The 13338-nt window shown below is 63.7% G+C and carries 14 protein-coding genes; 6 read left to right on the top strand and 8 right to left on the bottom strand.

Annotated elements, in window-relative coordinates; translation table 11 throughout:
• Window positions 1–111: 111 nt before the first annotated feature.
• Window positions 112–960: a serine O-acetyltransferase gene (cysE, locus tag NKI72_RS28135; RefSeq protein WP_023717455.1), complete on the bottom strand. Its 849-nt coding sequence runs from the start codon at window positions 958–960 to the stop codon at window positions 112–114.
• Between the two features lie 159 nt (window positions 961–1119).
• Here cysE and NKI72_RS28130 point away from each other — a divergent pair, with 159 nt between their 5' ends.
• Window positions 1120–1734 carry an HD domain-containing protein gene (locus NKI72_RS28130; protein ID WP_352684869.1) on the top strand — a complete coding sequence of 205 codons (615 nt, stop codon included), beginning with the start codon at window positions 1120–1122 and terminating at the stop codon, window positions 1732–1734.
• A gap of 42 nt (window positions 1735–1776) precedes the next feature.
• Here the strand turns inward: NKI72_RS28130 and NKI72_RS28125 are convergent, their stop codons facing one another.
• The 4 genes from NKI72_RS28125 to NKI72_RS28110 all read right to left on the bottom strand — a co-directional run bounded on the left by NKI72_RS28125 (window position 1777) and on the right by NKI72_RS28110 (window position 4231).
• A complete protein-coding gene (locus NKI72_RS28125) occupies window positions 1777–2148 on the bottom strand; it encodes a hypothetical protein (RefSeq protein WP_352472741.1) in 372 nt (123 codons plus the stop codon).
• Between the two features lie 136 nt (window positions 2149–2284).
• On the bottom strand, window positions 2285–3052 hold the full coding sequence (locus tag NKI72_RS28120) for an alpha/beta fold hydrolase (RefSeq protein ID WP_352472740.1): 768 nt from the start codon (window positions 3050–3052) through the stop codon (window positions 2285–2287).
• Between the two features lie 20 nt (window positions 3053–3072).
• The gene (locus NKI72_RS28115; RefSeq protein ID WP_352458459.1) at window positions 3073–3636 is read right to left on the bottom strand and encodes a DUF192 domain-containing protein; all 564 of its coding nucleotides are present in this window, start codon (window positions 3634–3636) and stop codon (window positions 3073–3075) included.
• 19 nt (window positions 3637–3655) lie between these two features.
• Window positions 3656–4231 carry a cold-shock protein gene (locus tag NKI72_RS28110; RefSeq protein ID WP_352541457.1) on the bottom strand — a complete coding sequence of 192 codons (576 nt, stop codon included), beginning with the start codon at window positions 4229–4231 and terminating at the stop codon, window positions 3656–3658.
• A 236-nt stretch (window positions 4232–4467) separates the two neighbouring features.
• Here NKI72_RS28110 and gloA point away from each other — a divergent pair, with 236 nt between their 5' ends.
• Both gloA and NKI72_RS28100 read left to right on the top strand, forming a co-directional pair.
• On the top strand, window positions 4468–4908 hold the full coding sequence (gloA, locus tag NKI72_RS28105; RefSeq protein WP_352836902.1) for a lactoylglutathione lyase: 441 nt from the start codon (window positions 4468–4470) through the stop codon (window positions 4906–4908).
• Window positions 4909–4986: 78 nt separating this feature from the next.
• Window positions 4987–5280, top strand: coding sequence for a DUF2218 domain-containing protein (locus tag NKI72_RS28100; protein ID WP_352836905.1), 294 nt, complete (start codon window positions 4987–4989; stop codon window positions 5278–5280).
• Window positions 5281–5288: 8 nt separating this feature from the next.
• Here the strand turns inward: NKI72_RS28100 and NKI72_RS28095 are convergent, their stop codons facing one another.
• On the bottom strand, window positions 5289–5861 hold the full coding sequence (locus NKI72_RS28095) for a DUF1697 domain-containing protein (RefSeq protein ID WP_352851464.1): 573 nt from the start codon (window positions 5859–5861) through the stop codon (window positions 5289–5291).
• The gene (gene ilvA / locus NKI72_RS28090; RefSeq protein ID WP_352851462.1) at window positions 5858–7114 is read right to left on the bottom strand and encodes a threonine ammonia-lyase IlvA; all 1257 of its coding nucleotides are present in this window, start codon (window positions 7112–7114) and stop codon (window positions 5858–5860) included. The genes NKI72_RS28095 and ilvA overlap by 4 nt, the downstream gene beginning before the upstream one ends.
• Window positions 7115–7240: 126 nt before the next feature.
• Here ilvA and NKI72_RS28085 point away from each other — a divergent pair, with 126 nt between their 5' ends.
• The 3 genes from NKI72_RS28085 to NKI72_RS28075 all read left to right on the top strand — a co-directional run bounded on the left by NKI72_RS28085 (window position 7241) and on the right by NKI72_RS28075 (window position 11109).
• The gene (locus NKI72_RS28085; protein WP_352836913.1) at window positions 7241–8635 is read left to right on the top strand and encodes a hypothetical protein; all 1395 of its coding nucleotides are present in this window, start codon (window positions 7241–7243) and stop codon (window positions 8633–8635) included.
• Between the two features lie 104 nt (window positions 8636–8739).
• Window positions 8740–9813 (top strand): alpha/beta hydrolase, encoded by a 1074-nt coding sequence (locus tag NKI72_RS28080; RefSeq protein WP_352451120.1) that lies wholly within the window; start codon window positions 8740–8742, stop codon window positions 9811–9813.
• Between the two features lie 132 nt (window positions 9814–9945).
• Window positions 9946–11109 (top strand): alpha/beta hydrolase, encoded by a 1164-nt coding sequence (locus NKI72_RS28075; RefSeq protein WP_352637012.1) that lies wholly within the window; start codon window positions 9946–9948, stop codon window positions 11107–11109.
• Between the two features lie 130 nt (window positions 11110–11239).
• Here the strand turns inward: NKI72_RS28075 and ade are convergent, their stop codons facing one another.
• Window positions 11240–13051: an adenine deaminase gene (gene ade / locus NKI72_RS28070; RefSeq protein WP_352836915.1), complete on the bottom strand. Its 1812-nt coding sequence runs from the start codon at window positions 13049–13051 to the stop codon at window positions 11240–11242.
• Window positions 13052–13338: the final 287 nt, after the last annotated feature.

Genomic DNA, 13338 nt, shown 5'->3' with positions numbered 1-13338 from the left:
AATGGCCATGTAAAGGCAAGCCGGCGAGAGAACAGGGGCAATCGCCTCAGGTTTGTGCTGCGGCGCCGACATCGATAGTTGGTCCGACGTGACAAGCCCCTGCCCGAGCACTCAGATGTCGAAGCTGACGACGTGGTCCATCGTCTGCGATGGCAACAGCTGGTCCATCTGCCGCGAAGGCTGGTCGCAGCCGGTCTCGCCGACGACGCGGGCCGGCACGCCGGCAACCGTCTTGTTGTGCGGTACCGGCGACAGCACCACCGAGCCGGCCGCGATCTTCGAGCAATGGCCGATCTCGATGTTGCCGAGGATCTTGGCGCCGGCGCCGATCAGCACGCCGTAGCGGATCTTGGGATGGCGGTCGCCGCCGGCTTTGCCGGTGCCGCCCAGCGTCACGCCGTGCAGGATTGACACGTCGTCCTCGATCACCGCCGTCTGGCCGACGACGAGGCCGGTGGCGTGGTCGAGGAAGATGCCCTTGCCGATGCGGGCAGCCGGATTGATGTCGGTCTGGAACACCGAGGACGACCGGCTCTGCAAATACAGCGCGAAGTCCTGACGGCCCTGGTTCCACAGCCAATGCGCCAGCCGGTGCGTCTGGATGGCGTGAAAACCCTTGAAGTAGAGCACCGGCATGATGAAGCGGTCGCATGCCGGATCACGGTCGTAATAGGCCTGGATATCGACGCGCACCGTCGTCGACCAGTCCTTGTCGTCGGCCGCCATCGCCTTGAACGTCTGGCGGATGAGGTCGGAGCCGATGTCCTGGTGGGCGAGGCGCTCGGCCAGCCGGTGAATGACCGCTTCTTCCAGGTTTTCCTGATTGAGGATGGTCGAATAGAGGAACGCCGCCAGCAGCGGATCGCGGTTGACCGCTTCCATCGCTTCGTCGCGGATCGAACGCCAGATCGGATCTACCGGCTGCACCCTGGTGGGACGGGAAATCGTAACGCTGTTCATCTGATGTCTCCGGCCATCCAATGTCTCGGCCATCCAATGTCTCGGTTGGCGGCTTGCCTATTCTCCGGCCGCACCTATAAGCCAGATCATAGCACGGGTGAACTCAATTTTCCTTAGTGCTTGGTGAAATGGATTTGGTTGGCGGAATTTCAAGCAGCCATGGAAAACGCAACCTTGATGGACGAGACCCTGAAGCGCGAGCTTTCCGCGCTCTATGAGGCCGAAGATCGCCACTACCACGACCTTGGCCACATCGAGGCGATGCTGGCGCTGGCCAATGATTACAAGGCGTTGTTGCATGATCCTGAAGCAGTCGAGGCAGCGATCTGGTTTCACGACGCGATCTACGACAGCCGCGCCAAGGACAATGAGGCGAGAAGTGCCGCACTTGCCGAGGAAAAGCTCGCCGGTCGCGCCGATGCACAACGCCTCGGCCACATCGCGGCGATGATCACTGCCACCGCCGGCCACGAATTGCCGCCCCTTGGCGACCAGCATTCGGTTCGCGACGCGGCGCTGTTCCTCGACATGGACCTGGCGATCCTGGGTGCTGCGCCCGAGGCGTTCGACGCTTATGAACAGGCGGTCCGCCGCGAATATAAGTGGGTCGATGAGCCGATGTGGCGGGCCGGCCGTGCCGCAGTGCTAGAGGGCTTCCTCGCGCGTCCGCATATCTTCCACAGCGAGGAATTCCGCCGGCGCTTCGAAACCCAGGCCCGGCATAACATGGCGCGCTCGCTCACGGCGCTGGGGCACAGCCCGCGCCGATCGTAGCCCGACGCGTCGGCCACTTGCGTCCGGAAGATTTGCCCGAAATCACGTAAACGCGCCTATGGTCGATGCCATGGCCCACAGCATAAACACCCCGGCGGCAAGCGACGCGCCGTTGACCACGATGCCAGCCAGGCCGAGCAAACGATTGTCGTTTGGACGACCCAGCGCCATCAGCCCGAAGACCGCGCCGGTAAGATGCGCCAATGGCCCGACCAGGAAAAATACCGCCATGAAGAAGCCTGTCACACTGTGCTGGATAAGCACGGACGCGTCGCTGGGCATTGCCATCAACGCGGTGATCGCCATCGCGCCTGCCACCAATGCAGCCAGCGCTAGAACAACGGACCATTCGCCGAACCTGCTTTTCGCAACGACGCCCAGCAAAGCGGCGTCGCTTCTTCCCCATTGTGCCATCGTACCCCCTGCCCCTCGTTCAGCGCGTTGCGGGTTTGAACCGATCCACGCGTCACGCTTAGTTACTCCCGTATCGTTGCAAAACCGCTAAGAACCCCAGCTTCAGGCCCAATGGCCGCTTTTGGGGAGCCATCCATCAAAACCGATGCTCGGCATAAAACTCCAGCACGCGCTGCTTGAAGGTCTTGTCGCCGACCGCCAGCATATGGTCGCGGCCTTCGATGTGAAAAGCCCTGGCGTTCGGCATCAGGGCGGCGAGTTCATCCGGCGAGCCGCCGATGTCGTCCTTGGTTCCCACCGCAATCAAGGTCGGCTGGGCAATGCGGGCAATGTCGGCCTCGCTCAGCAATTCGCGCGAGGTGGCGATGCAGGCGGCGAGCGCGCGGCGATCGCTGCGGGTCTGATCGGCGAAGGCGCGGAACGAGCGGCCGCGCGGATCGCTGGTGCCTGACGGATCGTCGGCCAGAAGGGCGTTGGCTATCGGATCCCAATCGCCGACGCCGTCGACCATGCCGATGCCGAGACCGCCGAAGACCAGCGTCGCCACCTTATCCGGGTCGGAGAGCGCCAGGAAGGCCGATATGCGCGCGCCCATCGAGTAACCCATGACATGAGCGCGTTCGATGCCGAGATGGTTCAAAAGCGCTGCCGCGTCCGACGCCATTTTTGCCGGCGTGTAGTCAGCTTCGTCATAGCTCTTCGACGACGAGCCATGGCCGCGATTATCGAAGGCGATCGCACGATAGCCGGCGTCGTTCAGCGTCTTGAACCAGCCGGGTGACACCCAGTTGACGTAATGGCTCGAGGCAAAGCCGTGGATCATCAGCACCGGATCGCCCTGCCCCGATGCCGGCTGGCGGTCAAGGAAAGCAAGGTCGAAACCGTCATGTGAGAAGAACTGCATCGGCTGAAGATCCTGCCCGCTCAGTCGGAATCGACACTCGGCGCATCGCCCTTGTCGGGCGGCGGCATGGCCGGCCCCGGCGCCGTGCCGATGGCCGGATGGCGCAGCAGGTCGCCGTCCTTAATGCCCTTTTTGGCGGCCGTGCCCGCCTTGAGCTCGAGCACGAAGCGCACCGGTTCGTCCGGCGAGATGATCGCCTCCGACTGCGGCTCGCCTTGCTCGATCGCCCGGATCCGGCCGTCCTGTCCGACGAAGATCAGGTCGAGCGGCATCGGCGTGTTCTTCATCCAGAAACTCACATCCTGCGGCGCGCCGAACACGAACAGCATGCCGTGATTGTCGGCCATGTGCCGGCGGAACATCAGCCCGGCTTCGCGCTCGGCGGGCGTGTCGGCGATTTCCACGGAAAAAGAACGCTCGCCGGCCTTCGTCACCGCGACCAGCGGCGCCGGGTCGACGGGAAGGATCATCGCCTTGCCGTCGGCGGAACTCGGTTGCTGAAAATAGAAGAACGCACTTGCGGCGACGATGAGGAAAATCCCGGCGCAGAGCGCGCCCGCCGTCAGCCGGTTGCTGTGAGCCATATGAAATCCTCGGCCGGAACTAATGCGAGACCGGCAAGGTACCCATATCGGGGTGAATTTCGGCAGCCATAAGGCCTTTGTCGCCGCGTCCGAAGCGGACCAGCACCACCTGGCCCGGCCGGAGTTCGGTGATGCCGTAGCGGCGCAGCGTCTCCATGTGGACGAAAATGTCCTCGGTGCCCTCGCCCCGGGTCAGAAAGCCGAACCCCTTGGTGCGGTTGAACCATTTGACCAGCGCCCGTTCGAGGCCGCTTTCCGGCGTCACCGCGACATGGGTGCGCTGCTCCTGCAGCTCCGCCGGATGCACCGCCGTGGTGACATCCATCGAGAGCACGCGGAAGGCCTGCAACCCGCGCTCGCCCTGCTTGACCAGGCAGACGACACGGGCGCCTTCCAGGGCGGTCTGAAAACCGTCCTTTCGAAGGCATGTCACATGGAGGAGGATGTCGCCCGAAGTACCATCATCGGGAAGGATGAAACCGTAGCCCTTGGCCACGTCGAACCATTTGATGGCGCCGGCGATTTCGATGAGATCGGCCGTATCGGCGCTCTCATCCCGCTTCAACGCATCGTTACCGGCCCCGTCCCGCCCCATGAAAGAGGCCTTTTCCCCCATAAGAACGCCCCCTTTTTTCAACAAACACCGCAACTGATTCTTGGTATCAGATTAACACCGCGGCTTCCGGTGTGTGCAAGACCTGACGTGCCTTTTTTCACGGTTCCGTACAGGAATAGCGGATTTGCCGTTTGCCGGCGCCGGCAAGCGTGGCCAATTGCCCTTTGGCCGGGCCGCCCCTATGTTGCGCCGCAACGCAACATAAGGAGGAAATCATGCGCTATCTGCACACCATGGTCCGCGTCGCCGACATCGATGCTTCGCTCGATTTCTACTGCAACAAGCTTGGCCTCAAGGAGGTGCGCCGCCATGAAAACGAGCAGGGCCGCTACACGCTGATCTTCCTCGCCGCCCCCGAAGACGAGCAGAGCGGCATCAGCGAGAAAGCGCCGCTGGTCGAGCTCACCTTCAATTGGGACCCGGAAGACTACAAGGGCGGCCGCAATTTCGGCCATCTCGCCTATGAGGTCGACGATATCTACGCCACCTGTCAGCGGCTGATGGACAATGGCGTTACCATCAACCGGCCGCCGCGCGACGGCAACATGGCGTTCGTCAAATCGCCGGACGGCATCTCGATCGAGCTGTTGCAGAAAGGTCCGGCCAAGCCGAAGGCCGAGCCGTGGGCGTCGATGCCGAACACCGGCAGCTGGTAACCGATCACGCCATCTTGAACGGACGCAGGCGGGCCCTGGTTCGGTTTTTGCGTCCGCATTCCCAAGGAGAATTCATTCATGCCGGCCAGCCATGTCGACGTCGCCACCGAACATGCCAGCCGCTATCTGCAGCAGCTGTGCAAACATTGGGCGCACAAGTTTCCCGTCGAATTCGACCCGAACCACGGCACCATCGATCTGACGCTCGGCCGCACGGTTCTCGATGCCGACCCGGCTGCGCTGCACATTGCGGTGACGACCGATGAAGCCGGCTCGCTCGAGCGCCTGGAAACGGTCGTCGCCGAGCACATCAAGCGCTTCGCCTTCCGTGAAGAGCTGGCATTCGACTGGAAACGCGCTCCGGCCACGTAGACGACCTGTCAACCGCCGGCCTTGGCCATGTCCAGCAGCATCAGCACGGTGCGCCAATTGCGCGCCGTGCCCGGCACCTTCAGAACGCGCGGAATTTGATTGGCAAACACGGATTTGCCGAGCCCGTCAGGCGCATGCAGGTAGAGCACGTCGCCCTTGATCTCGAAGCGTTCTGGCCCGGTGCATTTTTCCGCCAGCCGGGCGACCTCCTCGGCGGTCGGCCGGCGCTCCAGCGCATAGGCATGCAGCTTGGTCGGCTCGCCGGCCACTTCCGGATAGGGATTGTCGGCCGCCAGCCGCTCGAGCCAGCCGATATCGCGCACCATGATGCGTGAATGGAACCGCCATTTCTTCTCGAATTCCGCTTCCAACCGCTTGGTCAGCGTCGCCGTATCGCCATCTGGCGACCGGAACACGGCGTTGCCGCTCTGCACATAGGTGGCGACATCGGAGAAGCCGAGCTGCTCCAAAAATGACCTGAGTTCCGCCATCTTGACGATGCGGTTGCCGCCGACATTGATGCCGGAAAACAGCGCGATAAAAACCTTCGCCTGAGCGTTCGGAAGATCGTTGCTGCTCATATGATGAACCCGGCGAGCGTCTCGTTGTCTGTGATGTCCTGGTAATGGACGCTCTCGGCGTCGAAATTCGCCTTGAGCAGGTCGAAATTGCGGCGGTCCTTGGTTTCGATGCCGATCAGCACCGAACCGAAATTGCGCGCCGATTTCTTCAGATATTCGAAGCGGGCGATGTCGTCGTCGGGACCCAGCAATTCGAGGAAATCGCGCAGCGCGCCGGGCCGTTGCGGAAAGCGGATGATGAAGTATTTCTTCAAGCCCTCGAAGCGCAGCGCCCGTTCCTTCACATCCGGCAGCCGCTCGAAATCGAAATTGCCGCCCGACACCACGGCGACGATGGTCTTGCCCCTGATTTCCTTCCTGGAAAAATCCTTGAGCGCATCGATCGCCAGCGCGCCGGCCGGCTCGAGCACGACGCCTTCGACATTGAGCATTTCGATCATGGTTGCGCAGAGCCGGTTTTCCGGGATCAGCCGCACGGTGTCGGCGGCAAACTCCTTCAGGTGGCGCAACGGCTCGCGGCCGATCTCGGCCACTGCTGCGCCGTCGACGAAATTGTCGACCTTGGCGAGCTTGATCCGCTTTCCGGCGGCAAGGCTCTCACTCAGGCTCGGGGCTCCGGCCGGCTCGCAAAAGACGAAGCGCGTTTCGCGGTGCTGGTCGGCGAAATAATGGGTGACGCCGGCGGCCAGGCCGCCGCCGCCGACCGGCAGCATGACGATATCAGCCATGCGCGCGCCGGGCATCTGGCCTGATATCTCATAGGCGACGGTCGCCTGCCCTTCGATGATGTCCTTGTGGTCGAACGGCGGCACCATGTGGGCGCCGGCAGTTTCGGTGAATTCAAGTGCCGCGCGGTAGCAGTCGTCGAAGAAATCGCCGACCAGCCTGATCTCGACGAAGACGCCGCCGAACAGCCGCGTCTTGTCGATCTTCTGCTGCGGCGTGGTCACCGGCATGAAGACGACGCCCTTTTTGCCGAAATGGCGGCAGACGAAAGCAAAGCCCTGCGCATGATTGCCGGCCGAAGCGCAGACGAACAGCTCGGCCTCGTTGCCGGCGGCGAGCGTCTTGCGGAAGAAGTTGAAGGCGCCGCGGATCTTGTAGGAGCGCACCGGCGTTAGGTCCTCGCGCTTCAGCAGCACCCGCGCGCCGGTCTTCTTCGACAGATAGTCGTTTTCCTGCAGCGGCGTCTCCGGAAAAATCTCGCGGATCGCCGCAGCGGCGGCAGCGACGCGAGAGGAGAAACTGGTCATGGCTGGAGCACCCCACAGGCTAGGCGAATTCGGTCCCGCTATTGCATATCCGGCCTCGCGAAGCCATTGTCCGGCCACCCGAAAGGGTGTTCCCAAAACCTCGTTGGCCGTTAGGAGCGTGTGTTCATGCCTGTCGCATCGGTGGCCCGGAAAACCGTGTCGCTGCCGGAGTTCGGCGAGCCGACGGTGATGCCACTGGTTACGCGCGCCACCTACGAGGCCCGTATAGCGGCACTGGTCGCGCGCGGCGGGTTCGATGCCTTCGTCGTCTATGGCGACCGCGAACATGCGGCCAATGTCGCCTACCTCTGCGGCTACGATCCTCGCTTCGAGGAGACGCTGCTGGTCATCGTTCCCGGTAAGCCGCCGAAGCTGCTGGTCGGCAATGAGGGCTGGGGCTATGCCGAGATCTGCGACGGGCCTTACGAGCGCGTGCTCTACCAGACGTTCTCGCTGCCGGCGCAGCCGCGCGACCGCTCGCAAGCGCTGGCCGACATCCTCGTCGGTTGCGGCCTGAAAGCCGGCCAGCGCATCGGCGCCATCGGCTGGAAGCCGTTCGGCCCCGGCGATGCGGGTTTTGGCGAAACGACGCTCGACCTGCCGTCCTTCATCGCCGACACGTTGCGCAGCCTTGCCGGCGATAGGGGCGTGATCATCAACGCGGCGAACCTTTTGATGAACCCTGCCGACGGCCTGCGCGCCATCAACGAGGCCGACCAACTGGCCGCGTTCGAATTCGCCGCGACCTATTCCTCGCAAGGCCTGCGCAATGTCCTGCAAGGCATCGAACCCGGCATGACCGAATTGCAGGCGGCGCGGCTGATGGGCATCAACGGCCTGCCGCAATGCTGCCACCCGATGCTGTCGGCCGGCGGGCGGGCGGCCTATGGCCTGCCAAGCCCGCGTCTTGACGTCATCAAGCGCGGCGACCCGATCACCATGGCCTATGGCATCCAGGGCTCGCTCAATGCCCGCGCCGGTTTTCTGGTCGAGGACGCGGCCGAGCTTCCGAGGGGCATCCAGGACTATGTCGAGAAGCTGGTCGCGCCCTATTTCTGCGCCGTCGTCGACTGGTACGAGACGGTCGGCATCGGCGTTCCCGGCGGCGCGTTGTGGCAAGCTGTGCACGAGCGCATCGGCGATTGGTTCTTCGGCGTAGCGCTCAACCCCGGCCATCTCATCCATATCGACGAATGGATGCATTCGCCGGTATTTTCCGGCTCCGACATCAGATTGAAGTCGGGCATGGCCTTGCAGGTCGACATCATCCCGGCGACCGGAACCGATTATTTCACCACAAACATCGAGGACGGCATCGCGCTGGCCGACGAGGCGCTGCGCGAAGAGATCGCGGCGCGCTTTCCCGAGGCCTGGCGCCGCATCGAGGCGCGCCGCGCCTTCATGACCGACGTGCTCGGCATAAGGCTGAAGCCGGAAGTGCTGCCCTTTTCCAACATTCCGGCGTTCCTGCCGCCGTTCTGGCTTTCGCGCAACAGTGCGATGGCAGTCGCGGGGCGCTGAGCGCATTTCGGGCGCCTGCGACTTACTTCTGCCGCACTTCGCCTGTCCGGGAGGTGCGGCGGAGGTGGATGGGCCTTTGGTCAGGCCGGAGTGGAATTGCTTAAGTGCCCTTGAAGACGATTTGCATCATTGTCCTTGCCGCGCTGCTCGCCGGCTGCGGCGGCCGCCAAACCGAGGAACTGCTCGGCAGCGCCATGATGGCGGTGCCGGTGACGGAAATCGCCGGCAATCACTCGATCTTCATCGCCACGACGCGCAAGCGCTCCGACGATCCCAACAAGGTCTTCGACGGCGAGCGTTCGGCGACGCTGAACTATGCCCGCGTCAACGTCACCGTCCCCGGCATCCACAAGACAGGCCAGATCGAGCGGCGCTCACGCGGCAAGTCGGACGATCCGGCCAAATACTTCATGGCTTCCGAGGTCGTCGGCTACGACACCCAGCCGAAATTCTCCAGCGCCCTCAGCGCCGACATCGCGGCGCGCGGCGGCCGTGTCATGGTCTTCGTCCACGGCTACAACACCGGCTTCGACGACGCAGTCTACCGCGTCACCCAGATCACCCATGATTCCGGCTATCCGGGCACGCCGGTGCTGTTTTCCTGGGCGTCGGGCGCCAAGACCACCGACTACGTCTACGACAAGGAAAGCGCCAGCGTTGCCCGCGACCAGCTGGAAGTGACGCTGAGAATGCTGGCGCAGACCGGCGCGCGGCGCATCGACATCGTCGCCCATTCGCTGGGGACCTGGGTTACCATGGAGGCGTTGCGCCAGCTCGCCATCACCGGCGACCGTGATCTGGGCGGCAAGCTCGGCGACGTCGTGCTGGCCTCGCCCGACATCGACGTCGACGTGTTCAAGAGCCAGATGCGCCGCTACGGCAAGCCGGACAAGCCGTTCATCCTGCTGCTCTCCGACGACGACCGGGCGCTGCGGCTCTCCGGCCTGATCGCCGGTGCGCGGCCGCGCGTTGGCGACTACAAGAACGCCGCCGACCTCGCCAGCTATGGCGTGTCGGTCGTCGATCTCTCCAGCGTCAAGGGAACCGACCGCTTCAACCACACCAAATTCGCCGATAATCCGGAATTGGTGCAGTTGATCGGCCAGAAGCTGCGCGAGGATGACGGGTTTGCCAGCGACCGCGAAGTGACAGACCGCATCGCCTCGGTCGGACAATAGCTGCATTGCGCGGCAGCGACCGTTGACCATTGCCGCACAATCGGAACAGTTTGAACTGGACCGTGCCGGCCTCTGCCTCTATCGAATAGGCCAAGACGTCTCCGGCTCGACGTCGCCTTTGCGGGAGCCCGCGTGATCGTGCCTTCGAAGATCTTTCTCGTCGTTGCGTTCGCGCTCGCGGTTACCGGCTGCGCCGGCCAGAACACACACGATCTGCTCAACAAGACGACGATCATCGTGCCTGCTTCGGACATTGCGGCGACGCACAAGATCTTCGTCGCCACAACCCGGCAAAAGGCAATGAAAGAGCCCCGGCAGGTGTTCGACGGCGACCGTTCGCCGACCACCAGCTTTGCCAGCGTCGAGGTGACGGTGCCCAAAATCCACCAGCTCGGCGCCATCGAGCGGGTCAAGGGCTCGGCCAACAGCAATCCGGCGAAGGATTTCACGGCGACCGGCGTCACCTTCTACGAAGGCGCCCCGCAATTCGCCAAGGCGGTCGGCGCCGACATCGCCATGCGCGGCGACCGCGCGCTGGTTTTCGTGCACGGCTTCAACAACGGCTTCGACGACGGCATCTACCGGCTGACGCAGATCGCGCATGACACGAAATACCCAGGAACGCCGGTGCTGTTTTCGTGGGCGTCGAGCGGCAAGACGACCGGCTACATCTACGACAAGGAAAGCGCCAATGCGGCGCGCGACGATCTCGAAGCGACGCTGCGCATGCTCGCCAAGAGCCGCGCCAAGAGCATCGACATCATTGCCCATTCGATGGGGACCTGGGTGACCATGGAAGCATTGCGCCAGCTTGCCATCACCGGCGACCGCGACCTCGGCGGTAAGCTCGGCTACGTCATCCTGGCCTCACCCGACATCGACGTCGACGTGTTCAAGAAGCAGATGATCCGCTACGGCAAGCCCGACAAGCCGTTCGCCGTGCTGCTTTCGGGCGACGACCGGGCGCTCAGGCTGTCGACCCTGATCTCTGGCGACAAGCCACGCGTCGGCGATTATGGCGACGCGGCCGACCTCGCCAGCTATGGCGTCTCGGTGGTCGACCTGACCAAGACCAAGGGCGGCGACCGGCTGAACCACGCCAAATTCGCCGACAACCCGTTCCTGGTGCAGCTGCTCGGCGACCGCCTGCGCGCGCCGGCCGGCCTTGCCTCCGAAGAGACCGCGCCGGCCCAGCTCGACAATCTCGGCCAGGGCCTCGGCAAGGCCGTCGGTTCGGTCGCCGAAATCGTCATCACCACGCCGTTCAAAGTGCTGACCATCGCCACCGGCGGGTGAGCCGACCTCTGCTGCCAATCACGCCGGTGATTGGCAGCTGTCAACAAAAACGCTCTGCAGCGATCCTTCGCGCCCCCCTCTGTCCTGCCGGACAGAGGGGGGCGCTGTCCCTCCAGGGTTCAGTGATTCTTCAAACGAACAAATCAACCTTCTGAAAAGTCGTCACGTCGATCAGGCCGACATCGGAAATCCTGAGCTCAGGGATGACGACCAGTGCCAGCAGCGAGTGCTGCATGTAGGCGTTGTTCAGCGAGCAGCCCATCTGGCGCATTGCATCGCTGAGTTTGTCGGCCTTGGCGGCGACGATTTCCGCCCGCTCGTCCGACATCAGCCCGGCGATCGGCATTTCGACCAGCGCCAGCTCCTTGCCGTTGGAGAACAGCACGACGCCGCCGCCGACCTCGCCCAGCCGGTTCACCGCCAATGCCATGTCCTGCTTGTTGGTGCCGACGACGATAATGTGGTGGGCATCATGCGCCACGCTCGATGCCATGGCGCAGTCGCCGATATAGCCGAAGCCGGAGACGAAGGCGTTGGTGACGCCGCCGGTGCCCTTGTGGCGCTCGACCAGCGCGATCTGGCAGACATCGTTGCGGCGGTCCATGGCGACCAGCCCGTCCTCGACCCCAAGATCGGCCTCCAGCGCCCGCGTCGGCGCCTGATTCTCGATCACGCCGATGACGCGCACCCGCACCTCGTTGGCGCCCATGGGTGCGGCGATGTCGAAGTCGCCGGGCTTGAGCTTCCTGCCGAGCTTGACGGTGTTCTTCGCCGTCTTCGGATAGTCGTAGGCCGGAATGTCGATTTCGAGCTTGCCGCCCTTGGCCAGCCTGACGCCGCGGCCATAGACCTCGTCGATGGTCATTTCGGCGAGGTCGGAGACGATCAGCAGATCGGCGAGCCGTCCCGGCGCGATCGAGCCGATCTCGCGCTCCAGCCGGAAATGCTGGGCGGTGTTGAGCGTCGCCATCTGGATCGCCGTCACCGGCGTCAGCCCTTGGCTGATGGCGTGGCGCACGACCCGGTCCATATGGCCTTCGTGCACCAGCGTACCGGAATGGCTGTCGTCGGTGCACAGGATGAAGTTGCGCGGGTCGAGCCCGCTCTCGGTCACCGCCTTGATCTGCGAGGCGACGTCATACCAGGCCGAGCCCAGCCGCAGCATCGCCTTCATGCCCTGGCGGACGCGCGCGATGGCGTCCTCGGCGCGCGTGCCTTCGTGGTCATCCTCGGGGCCGCCGGCGACGTAGCCGTGAAACGGCAGGCCGAGATCGCGCGAGGCATAATGCCCGCCGACGGTCTTGCCGGCCCTCACCGTCGCCGCGATCTCGCCCGACATCACCGGATCATTGGCGGCGACGCCCGGAAAATTCATCACCTCGCCGAGCCCGATGATGTTCTCCCAGGTCATCGCCTCGGCAACGTCGGCGACGGTCAGCTCGGCGCCGGCATGCTCGAGCCCCGGGGCGGAGGGCACGCAGGACGGTATCTGCACAAGCACGTTGACCGGCATGGCGACCGCCTCGTCATGCATCAGCCGCACACCCGGCAGGCCGAGCACGTTGGCGATCTCATGCGGATCGATGAACATCGAGGTGGTGCCGTGCGGGATCACGGCGCGGCAGAATTCCGTCACCGTCACCATGCCGCTCTCGACATGCATATGCGCGTCGCAAAGCCCCGGCACCAGATAGCGGCCGCCGGCATCGACCACCTTAGTGCCCTGGCCGATGGCATGGCCGGCGTTCGGCCCGCAATAGGCAAAGCGGCCGCCGGCAATGGCAATGTCGGTGCCGGCGATGATCTCGCCCGAATGGACGTTGACCCAGCGCCCGTTGCGGATGACGAGATCGGCGGGTTTGCGACCCATAGCGACATCGACCAGATGCGTCGCCATCTCAGCCCAGGGTTTTGGTTTCGTCGCATTGGCGGTCTTCGGCATCAACAGGCTCCTCTTTGCCCGACTGTGCCAAGCCGCGAGGATTTTGACCAGCGAGGAAGTAAGCGCGGACGGCGAAGTTGCAGATCTCCCCCCTCGAGGCAGGGCTATCGCATTTGGATTCTTACGAAGATGGACCCCCACCCTAACCCTCCCCACAAGGGGGAGGGAATGCTGCCGCGCGCCCTTACTTCTCCTTTTGGCGCCGAAAGGCAGGCAAATTTGCCGAGGTCAGCGCCAACGGAAGTCTCCCTCCCCCTTGTGGGGAGGGGTTAGGGGTGGGGGTACGT

The organism is Mesorhizobium sp. M0437 (assembly GCF_040321335.1).
Taxonomy (GTDB): domain Bacteria; phylum Pseudomonadota; class Alphaproteobacteria; order Rhizobiales; family Rhizobiaceae; genus Mesorhizobium.
The sequence above is the reverse complement of the archived record's forward strand: the minus strand, read 5'-3'. Positions and strand labels throughout refer to the sequence as shown.

Coding starts and splice junctions, on each gene's coding strand:
- NKI72_RS28085 (WP_352836913.1), top strand. CDS start 7,241: ATGCCTGTCGCATCGGTGGCCCGGAAAACCGTGTCGCTGCCGGAGTTC.
- NKI72_RS28125 (WP_352472741.1), bottom strand. CDS start 2,148: ATGGCACAATGGGGAAGAAGCGACGCCGCTTTGCTGGGCGTCGTTGCG.
- NKI72_RS28110 (WP_352541457.1), bottom strand. CDS start 4,231: ATGGGGCGGGACGGGGCCGGTAACGATGCGTTGAAGCGGGATGAGAGC.
- gloA (WP_352836902.1), top strand. CDS start 4,468: ATGCGCTATCTGCACACCATGGTCCGCGTCGCCGACATCGATGCTTCG.
- ilvA (WP_352851462.1), bottom strand. CDS start 7,114: ATGACCAGTTTCTCCTCTCGCGTCGCTGCCGCCGCTGCGGCGATCCGC.
- NKI72_RS28100 (WP_352836905.1), top strand. CDS start 4,987: ATGCCGGCCAGCCATGTCGACGTCGCCACCGAACATGCCAGCCGCTAT.
- NKI72_RS28115 (WP_352458459.1), bottom strand. CDS start 3,636: ATGGCTCACAGCAACCGGCTGACGGCGGGCGCGCTCTGCGCCGGGATT.
- ade (WP_352836915.1), bottom strand. CDS start 13,051: ATGCCGAAGACCGCCAATGCGACGAAACCAAAACCCTGGGCTGAGATG.
- NKI72_RS28120 (WP_352472740.1), bottom strand. CDS start 3,052: ATGCAGTTCTTCTCACATGACGGTTTCGACCTTGCTTTCCTTGACCGC.
- cysE (WP_023717455.1), bottom strand. CDS start 960: ATGAACAGCGTTACGATTTCCCGTCCCACCAGGGTGCAGCCGGTAGAT.
- NKI72_RS28095 (WP_352851464.1), bottom strand. CDS start 5,861: ATGAGCAGCAACGATCTTCCGAACGCTCAGGCGAAGGTTTTTATCGCG.
- NKI72_RS28130 (WP_352684869.1), top strand. CDS start 1,120: ATGGAAAACGCAACCTTGATGGACGAGACCCTGAAGCGCGAGCTTTCC.